The organism is Tissierella pigra (genome assembly GCF_018917845.1).
Taxonomy (GTDB): domain Bacteria; phylum Bacillota; class Clostridia; order Tissierellales; family Tissierellaceae; genus Tissierella; species Tissierella pigra.
The window spans coordinates 3,244,130-3,266,302 of the sequence record NZ_JAHLPJ010000001.1; the positions used below are offsets into that span (position 1 = coordinate 3,244,130).

General features: G+C 32.0%; 19 protein-coding genes. 8 read left to right on the forward strand and 11 right to left on the reverse strand.

What is annotated here, in order from left to right:
- The first annotated feature begins 7 nt into the window (after nt 1-7).
- The 4 genes from KQI41_RS15935 to KQI41_RS15950 are packed head-to-tail and all read left to right on the forward strand — an operon-like array spanning nt 8 to nt 3,848.
- The gene (locus KQI41_RS15935; RefSeq protein ID WP_154438511.1) at nt 8-937 is read left to right on the forward strand and encodes an ABC transporter permease; all 930 of its coding nucleotides are present in this window, start codon (nt 8-10) and stop codon (nt 935-937) included.
- Nucleotides 937-1,881 carry an ABC transporter permease gene (locus tag KQI41_RS15940; protein WP_280634062.1) on the forward strand — a complete coding sequence of 315 codons (945 nt, stop codon included), beginning with the start codon at nt 937-939 and terminating at the stop codon, nt 1,879-1,881. Before KQI41_RS15935 ends, KQI41_RS15940 begins: the two co-directional genes overlap by 1 nt.
- 12 nt (nt 1,882-1,893) lie before the next feature.
- Nucleotides 1,894-2,895: an ABC transporter ATP-binding protein gene (locus KQI41_RS15945; protein ID WP_154438513.1), complete on the forward strand. Its 1,002-nt coding sequence runs from the start codon at nt 1,894-1,896 to the stop codon at nt 2,893-2,895.
- Nucleotides 2,895-3,848 (forward strand): ABC transporter ATP-binding protein, encoded by a 954-nt coding sequence (locus KQI41_RS15950; RefSeq protein WP_216585673.1) that lies wholly within the window; start codon nt 2,895-2,897, stop codon nt 3,846-3,848. Before KQI41_RS15945 ends, KQI41_RS15950 begins: the two co-directional genes overlap by 1 nt.
- 125 nt (nt 3,849-3,973) lie before the next feature.
- On the opposite strand, the gene murJ is transcribed toward KQI41_RS15950, so the two are convergent.
- The 8 genes from murJ to KQI41_RS15990 all read right to left on the reverse strand — a co-directional run bounded on the left by murJ (nt 3,974) and on the right by KQI41_RS15990 (nt 13,196).
- Complete coding sequence (gene murJ, locus KQI41_RS15955) at nt 3,974-5,503, reverse strand: murein biosynthesis integral membrane protein MurJ (RefSeq protein ID WP_216585674.1); 1,530 nt, start codon at nt 5,501-5,503, stop codon at nt 3,974-3,976.
- On the reverse strand, nt 5,496-7,517 hold the full coding sequence (locus KQI41_RS15960) for a sensor domain-containing protein (protein ID WP_216585675.1): 2,022 nt from the start codon (nt 7,515-7,517) through the stop codon (nt 5,496-5,498). The genes murJ and KQI41_RS15960 overlap by 8 nt, the downstream gene beginning before the upstream one ends.
- Nucleotides 7,518-7,613: 96 nt before the next feature.
- Nucleotides 7,614-8,480, reverse strand: coding sequence for a protease complex subunit PrcB family protein (locus tag KQI41_RS15965; protein ID WP_216585676.1), 867 nt, complete (start codon nt 8,478-8,480; stop codon nt 7,614-7,616).
- Nucleotides 8,481-8,627: 147 nt separating this feature from the next.
- Complete coding sequence (locus KQI41_RS15970; protein WP_216585677.1) at nt 8,628-9,335, reverse strand: ABC transporter ATP-binding protein; 708 nt, start codon at nt 9,333-9,335, stop codon at nt 8,628-8,630.
- Nucleotides 9,335-10,099 carry an ABC transporter ATP-binding protein gene (locus KQI41_RS15975; RefSeq protein WP_216585678.1) on the reverse strand — a complete coding sequence of 255 codons (765 nt, stop codon included), beginning with the start codon at nt 10,097-10,099 and terminating at the stop codon, nt 9,335-9,337. Before KQI41_RS15975 ends, KQI41_RS15970 begins: the two co-directional genes overlap by 1 nt.
- Nucleotides 10,086-11,117, reverse strand: a complete 1,032-nt coding sequence (locus tag KQI41_RS15980) for a branched-chain amino acid ABC transporter permease (protein ID WP_154438526.1) — start codon at nt 11,115-11,117, stop codon at nt 10,086-10,088. Before KQI41_RS15980 ends, KQI41_RS15975 begins: the two co-directional genes overlap by 14 nt.
- A 3-nt stretch (nt 11,118-11,120) precedes the next feature.
- Nucleotides 11,121-12,011 carry a branched-chain amino acid ABC transporter permease gene (locus KQI41_RS15985; protein ID WP_154438528.1) on the reverse strand — a complete coding sequence of 297 codons (891 nt, stop codon included), beginning with the start codon at nt 12,009-12,011 and terminating at the stop codon, nt 11,121-11,123.
- A 21-nt stretch (nt 12,012-12,032) separates the two neighbouring features.
- Nucleotides 12,033-13,196 carry an ABC transporter substrate-binding protein gene (locus KQI41_RS15990; RefSeq protein WP_216585679.1) on the reverse strand — a complete coding sequence of 388 codons (1,164 nt, stop codon included), beginning with the start codon at nt 13,194-13,196 and terminating at the stop codon, nt 12,033-12,035.
- 261 nt (nt 13,197-13,457) lie between these two features.
- On the opposite strand from KQI41_RS15990, the gene KQI41_RS15995 reads away from it, so the two are divergent.
- Nucleotides 13,458-15,680: a methyl-accepting chemotaxis protein gene (locus tag KQI41_RS15995; RefSeq protein ID WP_216585680.1), complete on the forward strand. Its 2,223-nt coding sequence runs from the start codon at nt 13,458-13,460 to the stop codon at nt 15,678-15,680.
- A gap of 42 nt (nt 15,681-15,722) precedes the next feature.
- Here KQI41_RS15995 and KQI41_RS16000 read toward each other — a convergent pair whose 3' ends face one another.
- The 3 genes from KQI41_RS16000 to KQI41_RS16010 all read right to left on the reverse strand — a co-directional run bounded on the left by KQI41_RS16000 (nt 15,723) and on the right by KQI41_RS16010 (nt 21,350).
- Nucleotides 15,723-17,345 (reverse strand): amidohydrolase, encoded by a 1,623-nt coding sequence (locus KQI41_RS16000; protein WP_216585681.1) that lies wholly within the window; start codon nt 17,343-17,345, stop codon nt 15,723-15,725.
- 96 nt (nt 17,346-17,441) lie between these two features.
- A complete protein-coding gene (locus KQI41_RS16005) occupies nt 17,442-19,226 on the reverse strand; it encodes a 5'-nucleotidase C-terminal domain-containing protein (protein WP_216585682.1) in 1,785 nt (594 codons plus the stop codon).
- 129 nt (nt 19,227-19,355) lie between these two features.
- A complete protein-coding gene (locus tag KQI41_RS16010) occupies nt 19,356-21,350 on the reverse strand; it encodes a methyl-accepting chemotaxis protein (protein ID WP_216585683.1) in 1,995 nt (664 codons plus the stop codon).
- A gap of 160 nt (nt 21,351-21,510) precedes the next feature.
- On the opposite strand from KQI41_RS16010, the gene KQI41_RS16015 reads away from it, so the two are divergent.
- From KQI41_RS16015 to KQI41_RS16025, 3 genes are read left to right on the forward strand one after another with little or no spacing between them, the layout of a single operon-like run.
- Complete coding sequence (locus KQI41_RS16015; protein WP_195837887.1) at nt 21,511-21,729, forward strand: DUF1659 domain-containing protein; 219 nt, start codon at nt 21,511-21,513, stop codon at nt 21,727-21,729.
- A 31-nt stretch (nt 21,730-21,760) separates the two neighbouring features.
- Nucleotides 21,761-21,979 carry a DUF2922 domain-containing protein gene (locus KQI41_RS16020; protein WP_154438542.1) on the forward strand — a complete coding sequence of 73 codons (219 nt, stop codon included), beginning with the start codon at nt 21,761-21,763 and terminating at the stop codon, nt 21,977-21,979.
- Between the two features lie 17 nt (nt 21,980-21,996).
- The gene (locus KQI41_RS16025) at nt 21,997-22,137 is read left to right on the forward strand and encodes a YvrJ family protein (RefSeq protein WP_154438544.1); all 141 of its coding nucleotides are present in this window, start codon (nt 21,997-21,999) and stop codon (nt 22,135-22,137) included.
- The last annotated feature ends 36 nt before the right edge of the window (nt 22,138-22,173 follow it).

Sequence of the window (22,173 nt, forward strand, 5' to 3'; positions counted from 1 at the left end):
GAAAATTTTGAAAAAGTACCTTTTCAAAAGAATTATTATGTCTGCCATTACTCTTTGGGCTATTATAACTATTACCTTTTTTTTAATGCACTCCATTCCTGGTAACCCTTTCAGAAAGGAAGGTAAAATGCCTCAGGTAGTTTATGAAAATCTACAGAAAAAATATGGTTTAGATAAACCACTTCCAGAACAATATATTATCTATCTAAAAAATCTTTTAAAAGGAGATTTTGGAGACTCTATGAAATCAAAGGTTGAAACTGTAAATGACATGATTCGTAGAGGCTTTCCAGTTTCAGCTTATTTAGGTTTAGAAGCCCTATTTATTGCATTAATATTTGGACCAGCTTTAGGCGCATTAGCTGCATTATATCAAAATAAGTTTCCAGACTATATCTCTATGATAATAGCCATTATAGGTATTTCTGTCCCTAGCTTTATAATGGGTACAATACTTATTCAATTTGTAGCTAAAAATGTTAGTTGGATTCCTATTGGAGGTTGGGGAGAATTTAAACATACTTTCCTTCCAGCAGTGGCTTTGTCTTTAATGCCTTTGGCTTATATGGCAAGGCTTATGCGTTCCAGTATGTTAGAAATTTTAGGTCAAGACTATATCAAAACTGCAAAATCTAAAGGATTATCTAAATCTATAGTTATATTGAAACATGCCATAAGAAATGCAGTTCTTCCAATAATATCTGTCCTTGGAACATTGATCTCTAACCTTTTAGTAGGTAGTTTTGTTATAGAAAAAATCTTTGGAATACCTGGCCTCGGAAAATTCTTCGTTCAATCAATTAATAACAGAGATTATACACTTATAATGGGGACAACTATTTTCTATGCAATTATATTGATAGTTTTGCTTCTCTTAGTAGATATAGCATATATATTTATTGACCCACGTATAAGGCTTACCAAGGAGGGACGCTAATGGATAATCAAATCAATTTATCAAAAGATATGTTTCGCCCTGTACCTCATGAAGATAGAAACCCAGAGAAAATCAGACGTCCCAGTATAAAATATTGGTCTGATGTTTGGCGTAGACTGAGACAAAATAAACTTTCCATGGTAGGTCTTACTATAATACTTCTTATGATTTTAATGTCCATTATAGGACCGCTTATTAACGGTTATAGTTATTTTGAACAAGATTATAGTAAAATCAATCTACATCCCAATGCCATTCATTGGTTCGGTACTGACGAACTTGGCAGGGATCAGTTTACAAGAATTTGGTTTGGAGCTAGATACTCCCTAATAATAGGAATCCTTGCTGCAACAATTGATTTTATCATTGGTATTTTATACGGAGGACTTTCTGGTATAGCAACAAGAAAAGTTGACAATATTATGATGAGAATTGCAGAAGTAATATATAGTATCCCTTATTTACTTATAGTAATTCTCTTATCAGTAGTCTTCTCCAGTGAAGGCTCTGGCACTTCCTTATTTGTATTAATACTTGCCATGACTCTTACAGACTGGGTACCTATGGCAATTTTAGTAAGGGGTCAAGTCCTTCAGCTTAAAGAGTCAGAATACTCCTTAGCTGCTGAATCCTTGGGAGCAACCAAGCCATGGATACTTAGAAAACATATAATTCCAAATACATTGGGACCTATTCTAGTAAATATTACCCTTACTATTCCTAGAGCCATATTTGCTGAAGCCACATTAAGCTTCTTAGGACTTGGGCTTCAAGCACCAAAATCAAGCCTTGGTTCTTTAGCGAATGATGGATTAGCAGGACTTGCCGTAGGTAACGGATACCAAATAATTATACCAGCCATATTTATTTCCCTTATTATGTTTGGATTTAATGTGCTTGGTGATGGGCTTCGTGATGCACTAGACCCAAGACTACGTAAATAGAGAGGTGGAGAAATGAAAACACTACTGGAAGTTAAAAACCTATCAGTATCCTTTAAAACTTTCTTTGGAGAAGTGGAAGCAGTCAGAAATATTAGTTTTGATGTAGGAAGCTCAGAAACTGTAGCCATAGTTGGAGAATCTGGATGTGGAAAATCTGTTACGGCAAATTCCATAATGCAACTGCTTCCTATGCCACCTGCTTTTTTTAAAAATGGACAAATAATATTCAATGGAAAAAACCTACTGGATAAATCTGATAAAGAAATGGAGGTTGTTCGTGGCAATGAAATATCCATGATATTTCAGGACCCTATGACTTCTTTAAATCCAACTATGAAAATAGGAAAACAAATTGTAGAAGGATTAATAAGACACCAAAGATTATCAAAATCAGAAGCAAAGAAAAAGGCAGTAGAAATGTTGAACTTAGTAGCAGTTCCTGAACCAGAAAAAAGAGTCAATCAATATCCTCATGAGTTTTCTGGTGGTATGAGGCAACGTGTAATGATAGCTTTAGCAATGGTATCTACTCCAAGGCTGCTTATAGCTGATGAACCAACTACAGCCCTTGATGTTACAGTACAGGCACAAATCTTAGAGCTTATGAAGGAAATTCAAAATAAATTGGAGATGGCAATTATTTTAATAACCCATGATTTGGGAGTCGTCGCAGATATGAGCGACAAGGTAATAGTCATGTATGCAGGACAAATCTTGGAAGAAGGTTTAACTGATGAAATATTTAAAGCTCCTTGTCATCCTTACACAATAAAACTGCTTGCATCTGTTCCAAGCTTAAATATGTCAAGAAACGAGCCACTTCACTCCATAGACGGAACACCTCCAGATCTTTATATACCACCTAAAGGTTGCTCCTTCTATGATAGATGTGAAAATGCCATGAAAATATGTAAAGATTATATGCCTGAGTTTCATAGTCGCAGTGCAACCCATAGAAGTCGTTGCTGGTTAAATCATCCTATGGCAAAAGACTCTGAAAGGGGTGAATCCTAATGACAGTACCTTTAATATCTGCAAAAAATATAAAAAAATATTTTGATGTAGGAGAAGGAAAGCTTAAAGCTGTAGATGGGCTTACTTTTGATATATACCCTGGTGAAACCTTTGGATTAGTTGGAGAATCTGGATGTGGAAAGTCTACTGCTGGTCGTACTATTATAAGGCTATATGACCCTACAGATGGAGAATTAATATTTAATGGAAGAAATATATATGACCTTTCCATAAACGAAATGAGGGAAGTAAGAAAGAACTTCCAAATGATATTTCAAGACCCTTATGCTTCCCTAAATCCTAGAATGACTGTGGAAGATATAGTAGCAGAACCTTTAGATATTCACAAATCATACACAAATAAAGAGGAACGTAGAGAAAGAGTAATAGAGTTACTTAAACTAGTAGGATTAAACGAAGAACATTCCATGCGTTTTCCCCATGAATTCTCTGGAGGACAAAGGCAAAGAATAGGAATTGCAAGAGCCTTAGCATTAAATCCAAAGTTTATCGTATGCGACGAGCCTATATCAGCCTTAGACGTATCTATTCAAGCACAGGTAGTTAATCTTTTGAAAGAATTACAGATAAAATTTGGTCTTACTTACCTTTTTATAGCCCACGATTTATCCATGGTAAGATATATTTCAGATAGAGTTGGAGTAATGTATTTAGGTCATATGATGGAATTGTCCCATTCAGAAGAACTATATAAAAATCCACTACATCCTTATACAAAAGCTCTACTATCAGCTATACCAATACCAGACCCTGATATACAAAGAAATAGAAAAAGAATAATGCTTCACGGAGACGTACCAAGTCCAATTAATATCAAAGAAGGCTGTAGATTTGTAGATAGGTGTACCTATTCTTTAGATATATGCAGAAAACAAACACCAAAGTTTGAAGAAAGAATAAAAGGACATTTTGTAGCCTGCCATAATTTATAGTGAATAACTAATAGTGAATAGTGAATAGTTTGGATGACCAAAGGTCATCCTTAGTTAAAGAGCTAATAGTGAAAAGATTAATCTTTTCACTATTAGCTCTTTTATTTTAAACTATTCACTATTCACTATCTTTTAAATATCATTCCCAATTCCTTTACCTTAAAGACTATACAAAGTCCAAAGTAAAGTGCTGCCCCCACTACTACAGAACCTAGTAACAATACCATTTGTATTAGTTTCGTAGTTCCTATAATTGCTCCTAGTTTATAGTATATTAAATATACTACTATTCCCATACATAAGGAGGCAGCTAGAGTTTTTGCAAAACATAGAAGGTATTTGAATAACCCAATAGGTCCTATTTTCTTTCTTAGGGATACAAATAGCATAATTGTAGTTATTGTAGCTGATATGCTAGTTGCTAAAGCTAATCCTGCATGACCCATAGGTTCTATTAAGACTAAGTTTAACACTAAGTTTATAATTACTGCTATGATTCCATTTATCATAGGTGTTTTTGTATCCTGTAATGAATAGTATACTCTATTTAACATCAATCTAAGGGATGCACCTATAAGCCCTATGGAGTAAAATATAAGAGCTTGACTTGTCATATAAGTTGCCAGTTCATCAAAGGCATTTCTTTGGAAAAATAAGTATACCATGGGCTCTGCTAATATAAGTAATCCAATAGTTGCAGGAACTGTTACAATTAGTATAATATTTACTCCCTGCCCCAATATTTCTTTTACCTTTTCATCATTATTTTGTGAAAAGGCTTGAGAAAGCATTGGAAATATTACTGTAGTTATTGCCATTATAAATACTGCTATAACCATATCATTAATCTTTGAGGCATAGTTTAAGGCAGATATACTTCCTTCTATTAATCCTGATGCCAAGGTCTTATCTATAATTACATTTATTTGCTGTACTGCTGAACCAATAAGAACTGGTCCTATAAGTACCATTGCTCTCTTCAAATATTTATCTCTCATATTCACGTTTGGACTATATCTATACCCCATATGATGAACTGCTGGTATTAAAATTAAAAGCTGTAAAAAAGCCGCTATTACAGAAACTATCATTAAGGTTATAATACTTCCTTCATTTGCAAAGAAAAATAAATAAATCAAAAATACAAAATTATATGGTAATCCAGATATGGCAGGAGGACCAAAAACTTGACTACTATTCAGCAACCCTGAAAATACATAGTTAATACCCAGAAATATAGCTATGGGAAGTCCTATTCTATTTAATTTTACAGCTAACTCAAATTGTTCTCCTTGAAATCCATTGGCTAATACTTTAATTATCCATGGAGAAAATATATATCCAAGTATTACTATAAATATGGTAAGTATAAATACTATATTTAATATATTATTCAAATATTTTAATTTACCTCTTCTCCCATACTTCTCGCCAATTTCGGAGAATATAGGTATTAAAGTAGTGTTTAAAGCTGCCCCTAAGGTTGTCATTATAATGACAGTGGCAGTAATGGCTACAAAATAAGTATCTGTTTCCATACCAGATCCAAACTTATTAGCAATCATAACTTCCCTAATAAAACCTAAGCCCTTAGATATTAGTGTAAATATAGAAATCATCAAAGCATTTCCAGCAATTTCTCGTTTTTTACTCATAGCCTGTCACCTTTTTATAATTTAATAATATTCCTTCAAAGGAACTTGCTTCTACTGGTTTGGATAAATAATGTCCTTGACCATAATCACATCGTCCCTCTAAAAGGATATTTTTTTGTTCTTCTGTTTCTATACCTTCTGCTGTTATTTTAAGACCTAATGTATGAGCCAACTCTATAATGGATTTGACTATTACTTCTTCTTCACTATGCCTTTTCATGGTTCTAATAAACTCCCTATCCATCTTTACATTGTGAACTGGCAGCCTTTTTAATTGAGCCAAAGATGAATATCCAGTTCCAAAATCATCTAAAGATATTCCTATCCCTGACTTTTCAAGTTTTGTCAATACATTTATGGAATTATCTATATTATCCATAAAAGAGGTTTCTGTAATTTCCAATATAATTTCATTAGGTTTTATATTGTATCTCTTTAAAAGTCCTTCTATTTCATCACTTATATTCCTATTTACTAAAGATTTACTTGAAATATTTAAGGATAACTTTAGATTAGAATATCCTTTTTCATTCCAAATCATCTTTTGTTTAAATCCAATTTGCAAAACTAAAGAAGTTATATCAAATATCTGTCCTGTTTCTTCTATTAATGGTATATAATCCATTGGAGGAATATATCCTCTTTCTGGATGAAACCACCTAATAAGAGCCTCTGCTCCATAAATAGTATTTCTTTCTATATCTATAATAGGCTGATAATGAAGACTAAACTGCTCCTTTTCTATGGCTTTTCTTATTTGATTTACCATAAAGGTATTTTCAAGTATTCTTTTGCCCATTTTATTTTCATAAAAAGTATATCCATTCTTTCCCTTATTCTTCATATGCTGCATTGCCATATTGGAGGATCTAGTCATCTGTGAGAAACTACTTCCATCTCTAGGATATATTGCTATACCTACACTGGCTGACACAATAAATTCTTCTCGATTAATACACCAAGGTTTTTGAATTTCCTTCAATATTCGCTCTGTCTTTAGCTGTACATCTTTATGGTCTTTTATATCATATAAAATAATGGCATATTCATCTTCACTTAATTTATACAGATAATTATCCACCCCTTTAAATTCTTCCAGTACAGATGATATATGTATTAATAGCTCATCACCTAAATCATGTCCCAATGCGTCGTTTATCTGTTTAAAATCGTCTATATCTATAGATAAAAGTGATAGCTTTATATCTTTTTCTTTTGCTTCTTCTATCAATCTTTCCCCTTCAATTTTAAACATACTTTTATTTGGAAGACCAGTCATACTATCAAAATATGCCAAGTGTTTTAGTTTTTTTACGAGATTTTTTTGTTCTGTTATATCTGTACCAAAGGAAATTATTTCAACTACATTCTTATTTTCATCATAGACAGGGCAATCTGTCCATATAAACTCAAGTATTCTGCCTTCCTTAGAAGTCCATATATCTCCTATACTGTTTTTAAGAGATTTACCTGTTTTTATGTATTTAATAAGATTTTCAACTTTAGGTTTTTCCTCTTCCTGTAGAAACAAATCTATCCAAGATTCTCCTATTAGCTCATCTTCTTTATATCCTGTTATCTCTTCTCCATAAGGATTAAAGCTTGTAATCCTTCCTTCTAAATCCCAAGTAAATATTACAAGAGTAGAATTTTTTAATATACTATCGGATAAGGTCTTTTCTTTATTTAATTTTCCTTCCATATCTGCAAGGTCTTTTTTAGCTACAGATAATTTGTCCATATTTTTATGTAAAACAAAGCTTATATCCTTTATCTTATTTAGTCTTTTATAAATTGAAAAATATATTATAATAGCAGTTATAATTATAAAGCCTAGGCTATTGTAAAACTGTACAGAGTTGTATGTTTCCAGATTATTATTCTTATATAAAAATAAATATGACAAATACATTCCTATGAAACTTAAGATTAAATAAATAATAGAAACTCTCAAAGATTCTTTTTTGGGTGATAAATATTTTAAATTCAATAAATCTTTTTCATCTATTTCCACCAATACCACCACCTATCTATTTTGCATTATACTAATTGTATCAAATTTTTTTCTTAGTGTCACTAATATTACCATTATATGTATGAAAAAAGCAATCTATATTCTAAATAGATTGCTTTCTAATCCAATTACATTAAAAATATATGGTGGCTTCATAGATTCTTCTTTTGGAATCTCTATAGTCATGGTTTTATAGGTTATAACTTGCATCTGCATCATTCCTTCTTTTGGAGGTTTAATATCCAAGTATATTTTGTAGTTCCCTCCTCCATTTACTACTTTCTCAACTCCAAGGGAATATCCTGGAGTAGGAAACTCTTTCGTAATAGTTACTAATACTTTGTCCTTATCTTCCTTTACTATTACTGATTCTTGATTGTTATAAGATTCAACTATACCTGAAACATTAAATGATACTTCTCTTATTCCTCTCATTTCTTCCAAGACTCCTTTCAGCCTTTGTAAGATTATTATGGATTCTATCTGAGTTAGATTACCATCTGGCATAAACTCTGTATTTGAAACACCATAAATAATCTTCAAATTAAATAGTACTACTAATAATTCTATGCTTTCTTCGTCCATTGTATTAATATCTTTGAAAGGAATTTCTTCTTTTTTGTCTATAATATTTTCTAATTCAACTAGTTTTTCCCCAATAAGCTCTACTGCTTCTCTCCTAGTTAAAATACTATCTACTACAATACTATTTGTAGGTTCTATGTCATAGTCTTTAAAAAGTGAAGCCAATGAAAGGGCAAAATCTTTCTTAGACATCTCTTTATTTGGCTCAAATTTACTGAAACTATCCTTAGCAAAATAAGGAAAATAATAGGATAGGAATTCCTTATCTACTAAATCTTTAGCCCAATGTTTACTTAGCTTATCTTCCATAGAGGCAAAAGACAAGGTACTTGTTAATAAAATAATTACCAATAACAATGAAGATACAATTTTTTTCATATAATCTCCCCCTTTTATTCACACTGACAATTTTAAATTTTTAGTTAATTATATTATACCCAAATAAGACAAGAAAGAAGTTACATTACTATTACAAATAAAATAACTCCGATTTTTTGTTAGTAGAAATCGGAGTTATTTTATTTACTATTGGCTGCCTAAATAGGCTTCTTTTACTTTGGAATTATTCAACAGTTCCTCTCCTTTTCCTTCTAATACTAAGGAGCCTGTTTCTAATACATAGGCATAGTCTGCTATTTCTAAGGCTTTCTTTGCATTTTGCTCTACTAATAGAATCGTATTTCCCTGACTGTGTATCTCCTTTATAATATCAAATATATCTTTAACCAATAGTGGTGCCAAACCTAAAGATGGTTCATCTAGCATCAGTACCTTTGGTCTTATCATCATGGCTCTTCCAACTGCAAGCATCTGCTGTTCTCCTCCAGATAGAGTGCCTGATTTTTGCCATGATCTTTCTTTAAGCCGTGGAAACAAGTTATATATCTTTTCTATATCTTCATTTATTCCAGATTTGTCTTTTCTGGTATAAGCTCCTAGAATAAGGTTTTCCTCTACAGTAAGGTTGGCAAATACTCTTCTTCCTTCCGGGGACAAGACTATGCCTTTCTTAACTATATCCATGGTTTTAAGATTAGTTAAATCATCACCATTATATTCAACCTTTCCATCTTCCTTCTTTACTAAGTTCATAATTGCCCTTAAAGTAGAAGATTTTCCTGCACCATTGGCACCTATTAAAGTAACTATTTTATTTTCTGCTATATCAATATTAATTCCTCTTAGGGCCTTGATTCCGCCATAACTAACATGAAGGTTCTTTATACTTAGCATTAGTCCACCCCCAGATATGCTTCTATAACTTTAGAGTCATTTTGGATTTCCTCTGGATTTCCTTCTGCTATTAGAGTTCCATGATCTAACACATATATCTTCTCACAAATTCCCATTACAACCTCCATATGATGCTCTATTAAAAATATAGTTAGATCAAACTCCTCCTTAATCACAGAAATAAATTCCATTAGCTCTCCTGTTTCTTGAGGATTCATTCCTGCTGCTGGCTCATCTAGAAGCAGCAGTTTAGGGTCTGTAGCCAAAGCTCTGGCTATTTCAAGCCGTCTTTGTTTCCCATAGGGCAGAGAAAATGCCTTTTCATTTCTTTCACCATATAGACCTACTTTTTCAAGGAGATAATTAGACTTCTCCAACATTTCCTTTTCTTCTCTGTTATAACTTGGAAGTCTTAGTATGGAAGAAAATACATTTGATTTTAGCCTTAAATGTCCTCCTATAAAAACATTATCTAAAACCGATAGTTCTTTAAACAATCTTATATTCTGAAAAGTTCTGCATACTCCTAAATATGCTATTTCATCTGGTCTCAATGCAGATATTACTTTTTCATCTCCTGAGTTAAACAAAACCTGCCCTTCTGTAGGTTTATATACTCCTGTAACCACATTAAATACAGTAGTTTTTCCTGCACCATTTGGTCCTATTAAACCTACAATTTCTCCTTTGTTGATATTTGCTGTAAAATTATTTACTGCAACTACTCCTCCAAATTTCATAGTTACATTGCTAATTTTTAGCATATTTACCCCTCACTTTCTCTAGGGTGTTTTTCACAAATCCATCTTTTTTAAATATAACTACTAGCATTAAAATTAAAGAAAACACTACCATTCTAAGTCCTGGTAATGCAGAAGTTACAGTAAACCCTAAATTAATAGGCTCATCTAAGAACCTTAAAGCCTCCATGGCTATAGTTATAACTATGGCAGATACCACATTTCCATTTATATTACCCATACCCCCTAAAACAACCATTAGAAGAATATTAAATGTAAGGGCAAATTTAAATTGTGTAGGGTCTATAGTTCCTAAAGATGTTGCCAGAAGCCCACCACCTATTCCTGCTAAAAATGAACCTATGGTAAAACTAAGGACTTTATGTTTAAATAAATTTATTCCCATGGACCTTGCAGCAATTTCATCTTCACGAATTGCCTTAAAAGCCTTACCATAACTTCCCTTCATAAGAACATTCATAAATACGATAATAAGGATGGCTATACCCCAAGACCATAAAAGGTTAGGTTTATTATTTATAGTAAGCTTTGGTATACCTTTAAGTCCCAATGAACCGTTGGTTATACTTTGAAGATTTACAATTACAATTCTAATAATCTCTGAAAACCCTAAAGTTGCAATTGCCAAATAATCGTCAGTTAATTTAAGCACTGGTGCACCAATTAAAAATCCAAATAGTGCAGCCATTAATCCACCTGATATTAAAGCAAATATAAAAGGCATATTAAGATTTAATAAAAATGGAACCATTGGTTTCATATAAAAATTCATTTCCTTAGTGGCTACAGGCATAGTAAGTATAGCTACAGTATAAGCACCTATGGCCATAAACCCTGCATGACCTAAAGAAAATAACCCTGTAAAACCATTGATTAAGTTCATACTTAAAGCAAGGATTATATAGATTCCACAAAGATTTATAACTGTTACCTTATAATTATCCAAAAATACATTCATCAATATTAATATACCAAGGACTAATGCAATTAATATTATATTAAAAACAGTGTTTTTCTTCATAGGCTACACCTTCTCCGCTATTTTTTCTCCCATTAAACCTGTTGGTTTTACTAGGAGTATAATAATTAATAATATAAAGGCAAACGCATCTCTATAGCCTGTTAAACTAGGCAAAAATGCTATAAGAAGTATTTCTCCAAGACCTAGAATAAATCCTCCAAGGACTGCTCCCGATATACTCCCTATGCCACCTATAACTGCTGCTATAAAACATTTAAGACCAGGTAATACACCCATATGAGGCATAAGCTGAGGATATTTTATTCCCCACATAATACCTCCTACAGCTGCTAAAAATGAACCTATAAAGAAAGTAATAGATATTGTATTATTAATATCTATACCCATAAGACTAGCAGCTTCATAGTCCTTCGATAATGCCCTCATAGCCATTCCCGTTCTTGTCTTTTGAATAAAAAAATTTAAAATAACTAAAAGAATCAGTGTAACAATTGGAATTATAAAATTAACTAAAGCCACAGAAATTTCTCCAATACTTATTACCTTATTGAATACTTCAGGAGTGGGGAAAGCCTTTGGCCTTCCCCCAAATACTAATACTCCTGCATTTTGTAATAAAAATGATGCACCTATGGCTGATATAAGAATAGTAATTCTAGGAGAACCCCTTAAAGGTTTATAAGCAAGTCTCTCTAAAGTCACTCCCAAAAATCCAGTAATAACTGAAGCAAGAATAAATACTATATACCAAGGTATGGAAGTATATGTTATGCCATAGAAAGTTAGATAAACACCAAGCATAAAAATATCTCCATGGGCAAAATTAATTAGCCTTAGTATTCCATAAACCATAGTATATCCAATGGCAATTAGAGCATAAAGACTCCCCAGTGAAATACCATTAGCCATATGTTGTAGGAACTCTTTATTCATAATAATTCCTCCAGTAAAGTTTTATTTTATTGGTTCTATTGTAGTCAAATAACTGAATTTACCGTTTTGTACCTTATTGATAACAGCAGATTTAACAGCGTCTCCATTTACATCTAGAGAAATATTTCCAGTAGCTCCTATAAAGCCTTCAGTAGCTGCAATATTATCTCTTATAAGAACTGGATCAGCCTCACCAGCTTTTTCAATGGCATCTATAATAATCATATAGGCATCATATCCTAAAGCAGCAAAAGCGTTTGCTTCCTTATTAAATTTATTTCTATAATCTTCAAGGAAAGTCTTAGATACTTCAGTAACTGGAGACTCTGATGTAAAGTGGGTACTATATACTGCCCCTTCTACTGCATCTCCACCTATTTCTAAGAATTCTTCAGCTTCCCAAGTATCCCCACCAAGAATTGGTACAGTAATACCTAATTCTCTTGCCTGTTTAATTAATAGTGCTGATTCACCATAGTTTCCAGGGGCAAATATTACATCTGGATTAAGAGACTTAATATTTGTAAGCTGAGCTGAGAAATCTTGATCTCCTGTATTATAAGATGATTCTCCTACTATTGAAGATTCTGAACCTGCTAATTCTACAAATGCCTTTTTAAAATATGAGGAAAGTCCAACTGAATAGTCTTGTTGTACGTCTTGGATTATGGCAGCCTTCTTTGCACCTAAGTCATTAAACGCATAGTTTGCCATAACTGTACCTTGGAATGGGTCTATAAAGCATACTCTAAAATAATAATCATTGTTTAAAGTTACTAGAGGATTGGTAGGTGAACAACCTACAGCTGGAACCTTTGCATTCTTAACTATATCTCCTGCTGCCATGGATAATGAACTACCATAACTACCTATAATGGCAACTACCTTATCCTTATCTACAAGACGAGAAGCTGCATTGGCTGCCTCCACCTTATCAGATTTATTGTCCACTATAACTAATTGCACTTTTTTTCCTAAAACTGTGCTTACCTTTTCATTGGCAAGTTTAATGCCTTCTACGGTCATCTCTCCGCCTGCTGCACTGGAACCTGTCATAGGCTCAAGTACACCTATTTTTATTACATCACTTGAATCATTACCAGATGTTTCCTTAGTTCCACAACCTGATAAAACCGATAATACTAAAACTACTGACAAAACAAATAACAATACCTTTTTCTTCATAAAAATTCCTCCCTTTTTTTAATTTAAACCAATCAAAATTTTGTAGGAGCAATACTGTCAAAGTTTCATGGTAATAGTATACTACTGTAACTCCATAAAGTCAATAAATTCCATATTTTCAAACAATTTACAGTATAGCTTTTTACCTAATAATTTGGATAACTATTATAAATATATTTAGAATTTTATGTTTTATGTGACTTTATGCTAAATTTGGTATATAATTGTTTTATCATAATTTTTATCTAGGGAGTGAGATATATGTTTAAAAAACGGGAAAAGAAATATCTGTTTAAAAAACGGAATGTAAAATATCTACCTAAAAAACAGAGTATGAAAAATTTGTTTAAAAAGCTAAGGATAAAACCTCTGCTTAAAAAAGACAGTATAAAAAATCTATTTAAAAAATCGCCTATAAAACCTATGTCTAAAAAACATAGTATGAAGAATCTAATTAAAGAAAAGGCAACACAAAGGAGTATAGGTACATCTTTGGTACTAACCATTAGTCTTTTAATCATTGCTCTTTCTATTGTTGTAAGTAGTACAGCTTATATGATTGGTCAAAAATCTTTAATGGCAAATGCCCACGAACTACTTCTTAATAAAGCAACGGATTCTGCAAATATTGTAAATGAACAGATTCAAAATTATACTCTTTCCATTGAACCTTTAGGAAGTTTAGAGTTTCTAGGAGACTCTGAAGTATCTTGGGAAGAAAAGCTTATTCTTTTAAGGACGGAAAAAGCTAGATTGAAACTTTCTGGTATAGGAATATCTGACACTAAAGGAAATCTAGTTTTAGATGATAACACAAAAATAAATATAAAGGATACTGACTATTTTAAATCCTCAAATGGTGGTACTTCATTTTTCTCTAAACCCTTCTACAGAGAAGAATCAGAAGCCATGGACATAGCCATATCCGTACCACTTAAACATAAAAAGATAATAGTAGGTTCAATCATAGCCTATAAAAATGCAAATGAATTATATAAAACTGTAAATGATATAAAGCTTGGAGAAAGTGGCTCTGCTTATATATTGGACGAGCAGGTAGATGTTATCTCTCATCCCACTATAATACCAAATGCCAGTACAAAAGCACCAAGTATAAATTTTCATTCTCTAATAGATAGAGTTGCTCCCAATTCTCAATCATCTATTGAAAATTTATTTGAATCCATATCAAATAAAGACTCTGGTATAACAAGTTATAAACTAGATAAAGAAATCATTCACGTGGGATATGCTCCTATTGGTTCTAAGGGATGGAGTCTTATTGTAAATATTACAGAAGAGGATATACTAAGCGGATTAAGTTCATTGAAACAAACACTATTATCTATTGGTGCAGTATCCTTAGTAATTGGAATTATTTTATCCTATCTTTCCAGTAAAAGAATAACTGATAGAATCATAGATATAAGTAAAAAAACTAGAGATTTGTCTAACCTTGATTTAAGTTTTACTATAGATGATAAAATACTTGAGCGAAAAGATGAACTGGGATTAATGGGACAATCTATTCAAAGAGTAATAGACAGTATTAAAACCTTCGCCTTAGAAACCCAAGAATCATCCGAATCTTTGGCTGCATCATCAGAAGAATTGGCAGCTATTACAGAGGAATCATCAGCTGCATCTATTTCCATATCAGAAGCTGCCAATGAAATCTCTGATAAATCTAAGTCCCAATTAGAAGAAATGCTTAATATCTCAAATATGATGAATAATGTAAGTCATGAATTTCAATTAGCATTAAATGAAAGTAAATTAGTTGAAGAATCTAATGAAAAAGCTTTAGTTGTTACAGAAGAAGGAAAAACAGTAGTAGATGAAGTAATTGCACAGATGGATAATATTAAATCCAGTACACATAAAGTAAAATCCTCCTTAGAAAACATTAATAGCAGTTCTAAGAAAATGGATGCAATCCTTGTGGTTATCCAAGGTATAGCAGATCAAACTAATTTACTTGCCTTAAATGCAGCCATAGAAGCAGCAAGAGCAGGAGAGGCTGGCCGTGGTTTCTCAGTAGTCGCAGATGAAATAAGAAAACTTGCAGAACAAACTAAAAATTCCACATCTGAAATAGGAAAAATCATTAAACAAAACCACGAATTAATTATAGATGCAAATGAGAATATGGAATTTAGCAATGAAGAAGTGGAAAAAGGTACTTATAAAGTAAATGATACTAAGAAAGCTTTTGATCATATAGCAGAAATCATAAGTACAATAAATTTAGGTATGTCAAATGCAATAGATGCTATTTCCAATGTCTCCGTTAGTGTAGAAGAAGCTGTAACTTCCATAGAAAGATCTGAATCCATATCAAAGGAAGTAACAGAACAAATTCACAATATATCTACTGCAACAACAGAGCAAATGGCATCTATGGAACAAATTACCACATCAACAGACGAATTAGCAAATCTAGCAGATTCTTTACAGGGAATACTGAAAAATATAAAACTTTAATAAAACAACTCCGATTTTTGGCTACCAAAAATCGGAGTTGTTTTATATATATACTATTTTTCCACCAAGAATGGTCATATGAATATCTACATTCTTTATATCTTCTTCATCTATATTGAATATATCTTCTGATAGTAAAACCATATCAGCCAACTTATCTACTTCCAACGACCCTTTTATATCTTCTTCAAAGGAAGCATAAGCCCCTCCCATGGTATATCCATACACTGCTTCATCAACTGTTAACTTTTGTTCTGGCAGCCATCCATCTTTAGGGTTTCCATCTAAATCTTTCCTTGTGACAGCTTCATATATTCCCTTCATTACATCAAACGTCTCCACAGGACTATCAGAACCACATGTTATAGCTACTCCTTTGTTTACCATGGTCTTCCAATTATATGAAGTCTTTTCTCTTGCCTCTCCTACCCTATCCCTTACTATTTTCCAGTCATAGTCCAAAAATATAGGCTGAATATATGCAATAGCATTTAATTCCTTAAACTTATCCAATAAATATTCATCAGTTATTTGACAATGAACTATTCCATGACGATGATTTTCTTTAGGACTATTTTTTAAAGACTTTTCTATTGCAGAAAACGCCATATACATAGCTTTGTCACCTATACCATGAATAGCCACTTGTATATTATTTCTATGGGCTAAATCTACCAAGTTATATAACTCCTTATCGGTGGCTGTAGTAATTCCTACAGTATTAGGATCATCTGAATAGGGTTTCATTAATGCAGCAGTTCTAGCACCTAAAGAACCATCTATTAATAATTTCAGTGGTCCTATTTTAAATAAATTATCTCCCATGGAGGTTCTATATCCTTTATCTATAAATCCTTGTAACTTATCTATATTTGATAATAAACATTGTTCATATATTCTAATGTTTAATTTATTTTCCTCTTTTAATTCCTTATAAGCTTTTAAAATGTTTTCATAATTCCTATCTGGTAATGCCTCAAAATCATCTGTTCCTACAGAAGTAATTCCCGCTTTATTCATATCTCTTATGGCGTTTCTCATCATATCTTTTATTTCTTCAATTGTAGGAGTTGGTAGATTATCATATACTAATCCAACAGCATTTTCTCTAAATACACCAGTAGGCTCTCCATTCTCATCTAAATCAAATTGTCCTCCTTCAATTTGCTCTGTCTCTTTGCCTATATTTAGTACCTCCAATGCCTTAGAGTTTACAACTACAACATGACCACATGCCCTTGTAACTACTATAGGGTTTGTAGCAGAAATTTTATCTAAATCATATCTACTTGGAAATCTTTTTTCTCCTGTAAAATAATCTTGATTCCATCCTCTTCCTCTTATCCATCTACCTTCTTCTATTTTATTTTCATCAATAAAATGGGATACTCTCTTGTTTAATTCCCCTATGGAGGATATACCAATTAAATTTACTTGAGTTAAAGAATATCCATAATTCACTAAGTGCATATGACTATCGTTAAATCCTGGTAACAGTGTCTTTCCTTCTAAATCATAGATTATTGTATTGTCTTTTTTAAGATTTAATATTTCTTCAGTACTGCCAACAGCTCTTATTATATGATCTTCTACTGCCATAGCTTCAGCTACAGTCCTATTTTTATCCATAGTATAGATTTTTCCATTGGTTAAAATTAAATCCATTTCTTCAACCTCCTTCTAAAGATATTATACTATAATAAAGAAAAAATAACTCCAATTTCTAATGCAAAGCACCAAAATTGGAGTTATCTTTAAAATTTATGGAACTAATATCACTTGATTTGTGAATATTAGGTGTGGATTTTTTAAATTGTTGATTTTTGCTAATTCTTCCCAAGTAGTATTAAACTGTCTAGCAATTTTCCAAAGAACATCTCCAGATTTTACTGTATATTTCTTTAGTTCTGGTTTAACTTCTGGAGCCTTTACTTCTTCTTTATCTTCTATAGGCTCTACTACTTCCTTAGTTTCTTCCACAGGTTCTGCTTCAGTAACTTCCAGTGGTAAGCCTATTACTCTGCCTTCTACTTCAGGTGCAACTTCTCCTAATTCAGTTATATATTCTGCTATAACTTCTGATAATAAACCGTATTGAGCTAATACTGGAGCACCTGCAAACATTGTATATCCATCTCCACCTACTGCCATAAAGTCGTTTGTAACTACTTTATATTTCTTATCTAAATCGATTTTTTCACCATTAACTAATAAATCTATTATTCTACTTCCTACTTCTTTATTTGGGTCTATTTTATAAGTCATTCCAGCAACATGAGGATATTTTCCTGCTACCTCTGGATATGAATCATTACCAAATTCTAAAGCTTCTACTAAAGCTTTTCCTGTTACTTCTATAACTACTGGATAGTTAGAAAATGGGAATACAGTGTGAATATGCTCAAGTTTAATATCTCCTTCTTCTATGGAAGCTCTAATTCCACCACCGTTGGTAATTGCCACATCTGCATCACTTACATGAAGCATTGCATCTGTTAAAAGGTTTCCTAAATTAGATTCATTTGCTCTAACTACTGTTCTTTCACCTTCTAACTTAACTGTTGTCTTTCCTACAACTGTTTCTAATATCTCTTTATTTGCTTCTTCTATTTTCTCAATTGCCGTTTTTACTTCTTCATTTTGTACTACTTCCTTAGTTCCTTCATAGTCTAATAATTTAGCCGTTGATTTAGCTATTTTACCGTCTGCTATTTCTAATTCTACTATTCCTATTCTCTTCATATGTTCATTAGCTTGAACTATTAGAGTATCTTCTACTAACTTACCTTCTGGTAATTCAGTATGGCTATGTCCATCAACTATAATATCTATTCCTTTTACTTTTTCTGCCACATCTGTAGATAAAGTAGCACCAGCTTTTTTAGATTCTTCGTCTAAGCCAAGGTGGGTTAAAGCAATGATTATATCCACCTTTTCATCTTGTAATTTTTGAACCATTTTTTCTGCTACTTCTATAGGGGATTCAAATTTAATGTCCTTAAAGAATGTTGGATTAGCTTTATATACTGTTTCTTCTGTAGCCAAACCAAAAATACCAATCTTTAATCCTTCTAATTCTTTAATTGTATATTCTTCAAAGTCTGATTTGCTTCCATCTTTTTTAACTATATTTGCTCCTAAGAATGGAAACTCAGCCTTTTCTTTTAACTCTAATAATCTTTCAGTATTATAATCAAACTCATGATTTCCTATGGCTGAAGCATCAAATTCTAAAGCATTCATTAAGTTTACCATAACCTCTCCTTTACTTAATGTTGCTAAGTTAGTTCCATGAATCATATCTCCGCCACTAAGTAAAAGAACATTTGGATTTTTAGCCTTTAATTCATCTACAATAGTTTTCAACTTTGCAAATCCGATTATATTCTCACCATCATCAGTTACATTACCATGTACGTCGTTAACATGTACTATAATTAGTTTCTGTGCCTCTTCAGCTGACGCTGGATTAGCTCCTATCAATATACCTATTACAAGGGTTATTGATAAGAAGAAGCTTAAAATTCTTTTGTTTTTAAAATTCATTTATAAACCCCCTTAAATTTATTAATTATTTAGATTATATCCATTATAAACCAAATTTAACAAATTTCCTACCCTTTTTCAAAAATAACTCCAGTTTTTGGTAAACTATACCAAAAACTGGAGTTAAGTCTAAAGTCTTACTTGTGAAACGATTTCTTCTAATCTATCTGATATATATTTATTTCTTTCTATTATTTTACTTATATCATTTACTGCATCTACAATATTCATATTCTTGTCTGCAATATTTGTAGTAGCCACAGTTGATTCTTCCACTGTAGTAGATACTTCTTTAATAGCTATGGAGATTTCATTTACAGTTGCTGAAAGTTCTTCTGCTGTAGCACTTAAATCTGCTATTATATTATTTAGATGTGATCCATCTTCCCTATATTGACTTACTGCCTCTACCATTAACTCATAATCAGTAGATACATCACTTTCCATAAAACCCATTACAAGAGATATGCTTTTTATTAAATCTCCAACTGATTTTGTAATTCCCTCAGTTACAGCCTGTATTTCTCCTACTGTCTTATTTGAATTTTCTGCCAGTTTTCCTATTTCATTTGCAACTACTGCAAAACCTCTGCCAGATTCTCCTGCCCTTGCTGCTTCTATGGCTGCATTTAAGGATAGTAAAGATGTTTGTTCTGATATTTCCAGTATTGCATTAGATAGTATATTTATTTTTTCTACTTCCTTAGATGAAGTAATAGCCTTATCTATTTCATTTTTTGCCTCAGAATATATATTCATAGTTTTGTCTCTAGCAGTAATGAATTGATGACTTAGTTTATCAGCCTTTATACTTATTTCATTAGATGTATTTGCACCATCTTCTACCTTCTCCGCAAAATCTGATAATGCCCTTTCTATTTCCTGTGCAGACTCATTTATAGATATAGTAGTAGCTGAAGTCTCCTCCATACCTGCAGATAATTCTTCCGTTGTAGCAGAAGTATCCTCTGCTTGACCTAATAAATAGTGAACCTTATTTAAAGTTTCCTCACTTACCTCATTGCTTATTTCTATGGATTTTTTCATATCTCCCATAAAGACCTTTAGCTTTTCTATAATAAGATTAAAAGAATTGTATATTTCACCTAACTCATCTTTTCTATTTAATCTCTTTGCATCTATAGATTTAGATAAGTCTAAATTAGATATATCTTCAGCAATATTCACAGAATCCTTAATAGGATTTGTTATACTGTTTGACAAATATAATACAAATATTAACGAAATAAAGGTTACACCTATTGTAGCAGCTAAAGTAAGGGTGTTTACTCTATTTATAGTACCCATTACACGATTGTTTTCCACAGCCACTCCTACTGTCCAATTGCTTTCTTCTATTGGAGCATAGAAAAACAATCTATTGACTCCATCAAAGTCCTGTGTCCTTCTATCTTTAAGTTTTAATCCTTCAGCTCTAATTATCTCTGTTACTTTTCCCAAGTCATCTATATTCTTAAAGTTTCCATCTTTATTAGGCTTATATTCATCATTTAAATGAGTCAATATATTACCTTTATCATCTATTAAAAATGCGTATGAACCTTCTCCATAATCAGCCTGAGCTATGAAATCTACTAAATAATTAATAGATATATCAGTACCTATTACACCATCAATACCACTTTGAGTTTTAAATTTCTTAGACATGGTGATTACCATTTCATCAGTAGCAGCATCTATATATGGCTCTGAAATAAAGAAATCTTCTGTTGCCATTGCCCCTATATACCACAATCTAGTTGTGGCATCATATCCTTCTCCTAAATTTATTCCTTCTCTAAAATAAACATTATCACCATAGGCTACATAATAGTTATTATCTCGGTGTTCATTAAATAATTTAGTCATTAATCCTTCCATATATTCCTTTTCATAATTATCATTATATATAATCATATCTAATATAGCCTTTAGGGATTCTTTCTGCTGAATTGCCCATTGATTTACTTTACCAGCAGTGTTATGTGCCTCCAGTATAGTGTTTTCATTAATCTTTTCCTCCAATTCCTTGATTGCTAAAGCATAGTTAATAATCGAGATAAATAAAATTGAAAAAATACATATAAAAGCAGTAAATATAAGTAACTTTGCCTTTAGTTTCATTTTTTCTCCCCCTTACTTTTTTTATATATACCCATATTTCGACAAATAACTCCATTTATCGAGTTATTGCTCAACAATTAATGGTTCTTATAGCTTTAGTTAAAATTGCTCTAGTAACTTTCACTTTTCAACCCTATATATTAACCAAGGAGGTGATATGATGGCTATAGAAACTGTTAAAGAGAAAATGTCCTTGAAACTTGAACTGGATGGTGGAATAATTGATGGCAAACAAAAAATCCATCCAAAATCCTTTACACAAATTAAAGCTACAGCAGAAGACCAAAACCTATATAATGCAGCTACAATTATTGCATCGTTGCAACAAAAGAATTTGTTAAAGGTACAAAAAGTAGAAATCACTACTCTTACTGAGTAGTAAAATTTCTTCATAGAAAGGTGGTGATATAATGGAAAAAACTAAATTAGAAATGGAGTTTATGGACGAAGCAAATAAAAAATTTGTCTTATCCATAGATGAACCAAAATCAGACCTAGATTCTGAAGAAGTAAAGGAAGCAATGGAAGCAATTCTTGCATCAAATATATTCGTATCCTCAAATAGTGATATAATAGGTCTTTCAGAAGCAAGAATAGTATATACAACAATCACTAAATTGGATATTTAGTAGGAAGGTGATATATAATGGAAGAAATATATTCTGGTATAGCCAATCTGGGTTTTCCCATAGTTCTGTCTATATACTTATTAGTAAGAATAGAAGGAAAACTAAATCAGCTATCGGAAAGCATTACAGAGTTATCTAAAACCATAGCTGATATATAATTATAATAACCCCGACTCTTGGTGACCCAAAGTCGG

Bases quoted from the DNA above. Each gene is read 5' to 3' on its own strand.
- KQI41_RS15940 (WP_280634062.1), top strand. From the start codon at position 937: ATGGATAATCAAATCAATTTATCAAAAGATATGTTTCGCCCTGTACCT.
- KQI41_RS15945 (WP_154438513.1), top strand. From the start codon at position 1,894: ATGAAAACACTACTGGAAGTTAAAAACCTATCAGTATCCTTTAAAACT.
- KQI41_RS15950 (WP_216585673.1), top strand. From the start codon at position 2,895: ATGACAGTACCTTTAATATCTGCAAAAAATATAAAAAAATATTTTGAT.
- murJ (WP_216585674.1), bottom strand. From the start codon at position 5,503: ATGAGTAAAAAACGAGAAATTGCTGGAAATGCTTTGATGATTTCTATA.
- KQI41_RS15965 (WP_216585676.1), bottom strand. From the start codon at position 8,480: ATGAAAAAAATTGTATCTTCATTGTTATTGGTAATTATTTTATTAACA.
- KQI41_RS15970 (WP_216585677.1), bottom strand. From the start codon at position 9,335: ATGCTAAGTATAAAGAACCTTCATGTTAGTTATGGCGGAATCAAGGCC.
- KQI41_RS15975 (WP_216585678.1), bottom strand. From the start codon at position 10,099: ATGCTAAAAATTAGCAATGTAACTATGAAATTTGGAGGAGTAGTTGCA.
- KQI41_RS15980 (WP_154438526.1), bottom strand. From the start codon at position 11,117: ATGAAGAAAAACACTGTTTTTAATATAATATTAATTGCATTAGTCCTT.
- KQI41_RS15985 (WP_154438528.1), bottom strand. From the start codon at position 12,011: ATGAATAAAGAGTTCCTACAACATATGGCTAATGGTATTTCACTGGGG.
- KQI41_RS15990 (WP_216585679.1), bottom strand. From the start codon at position 13,196: ATGAAGAAAAAGGTATTGTTATTTGTTTTGTCAGTAGTTTTAGTATTA.
- KQI41_RS15995 (WP_216585680.1), top strand. From the start codon at position 13,458: ATGTTTAAAAAACGGGAAAAGAAATATCTGTTTAAAAAACGGAATGTA.
- KQI41_RS16000 (WP_216585681.1), bottom strand. From the start codon at position 17,345: ATGGATTTAATTTTAACCAATGGAAAAATCTATACTATGGATAAAAAT.
- KQI41_RS16005 (WP_216585682.1), bottom strand. From the start codon at position 19,226: ATGAATTTTAAAAACAAAAGAATTTTAAGCTTCTTCTTATCAATAACC.
- KQI41_RS16010 (WP_216585683.1), bottom strand. From the start codon at position 21,350: ATGAAACTAAAGGCAAAGTTACTTATATTTACTGCTTTTATATGTATT.
- KQI41_RS16015 (WP_195837887.1), top strand. From the start codon at position 21,511: ATGGCTATAGAAACTGTTAAAGAGAAAATGTCCTTGAAACTTGAACTG.
- KQI41_RS16020 (WP_154438542.1), top strand. From the start codon at position 21,761: ATGGAAAAAACTAAATTAGAAATGGAGTTTATGGACGAAGCAAATAAA.
- KQI41_RS16025 (WP_154438544.1), top strand. From the start codon at position 21,997: ATGGAAGAAATATATTCTGGTATAGCCAATCTGGGTTTTCCCATAGTT.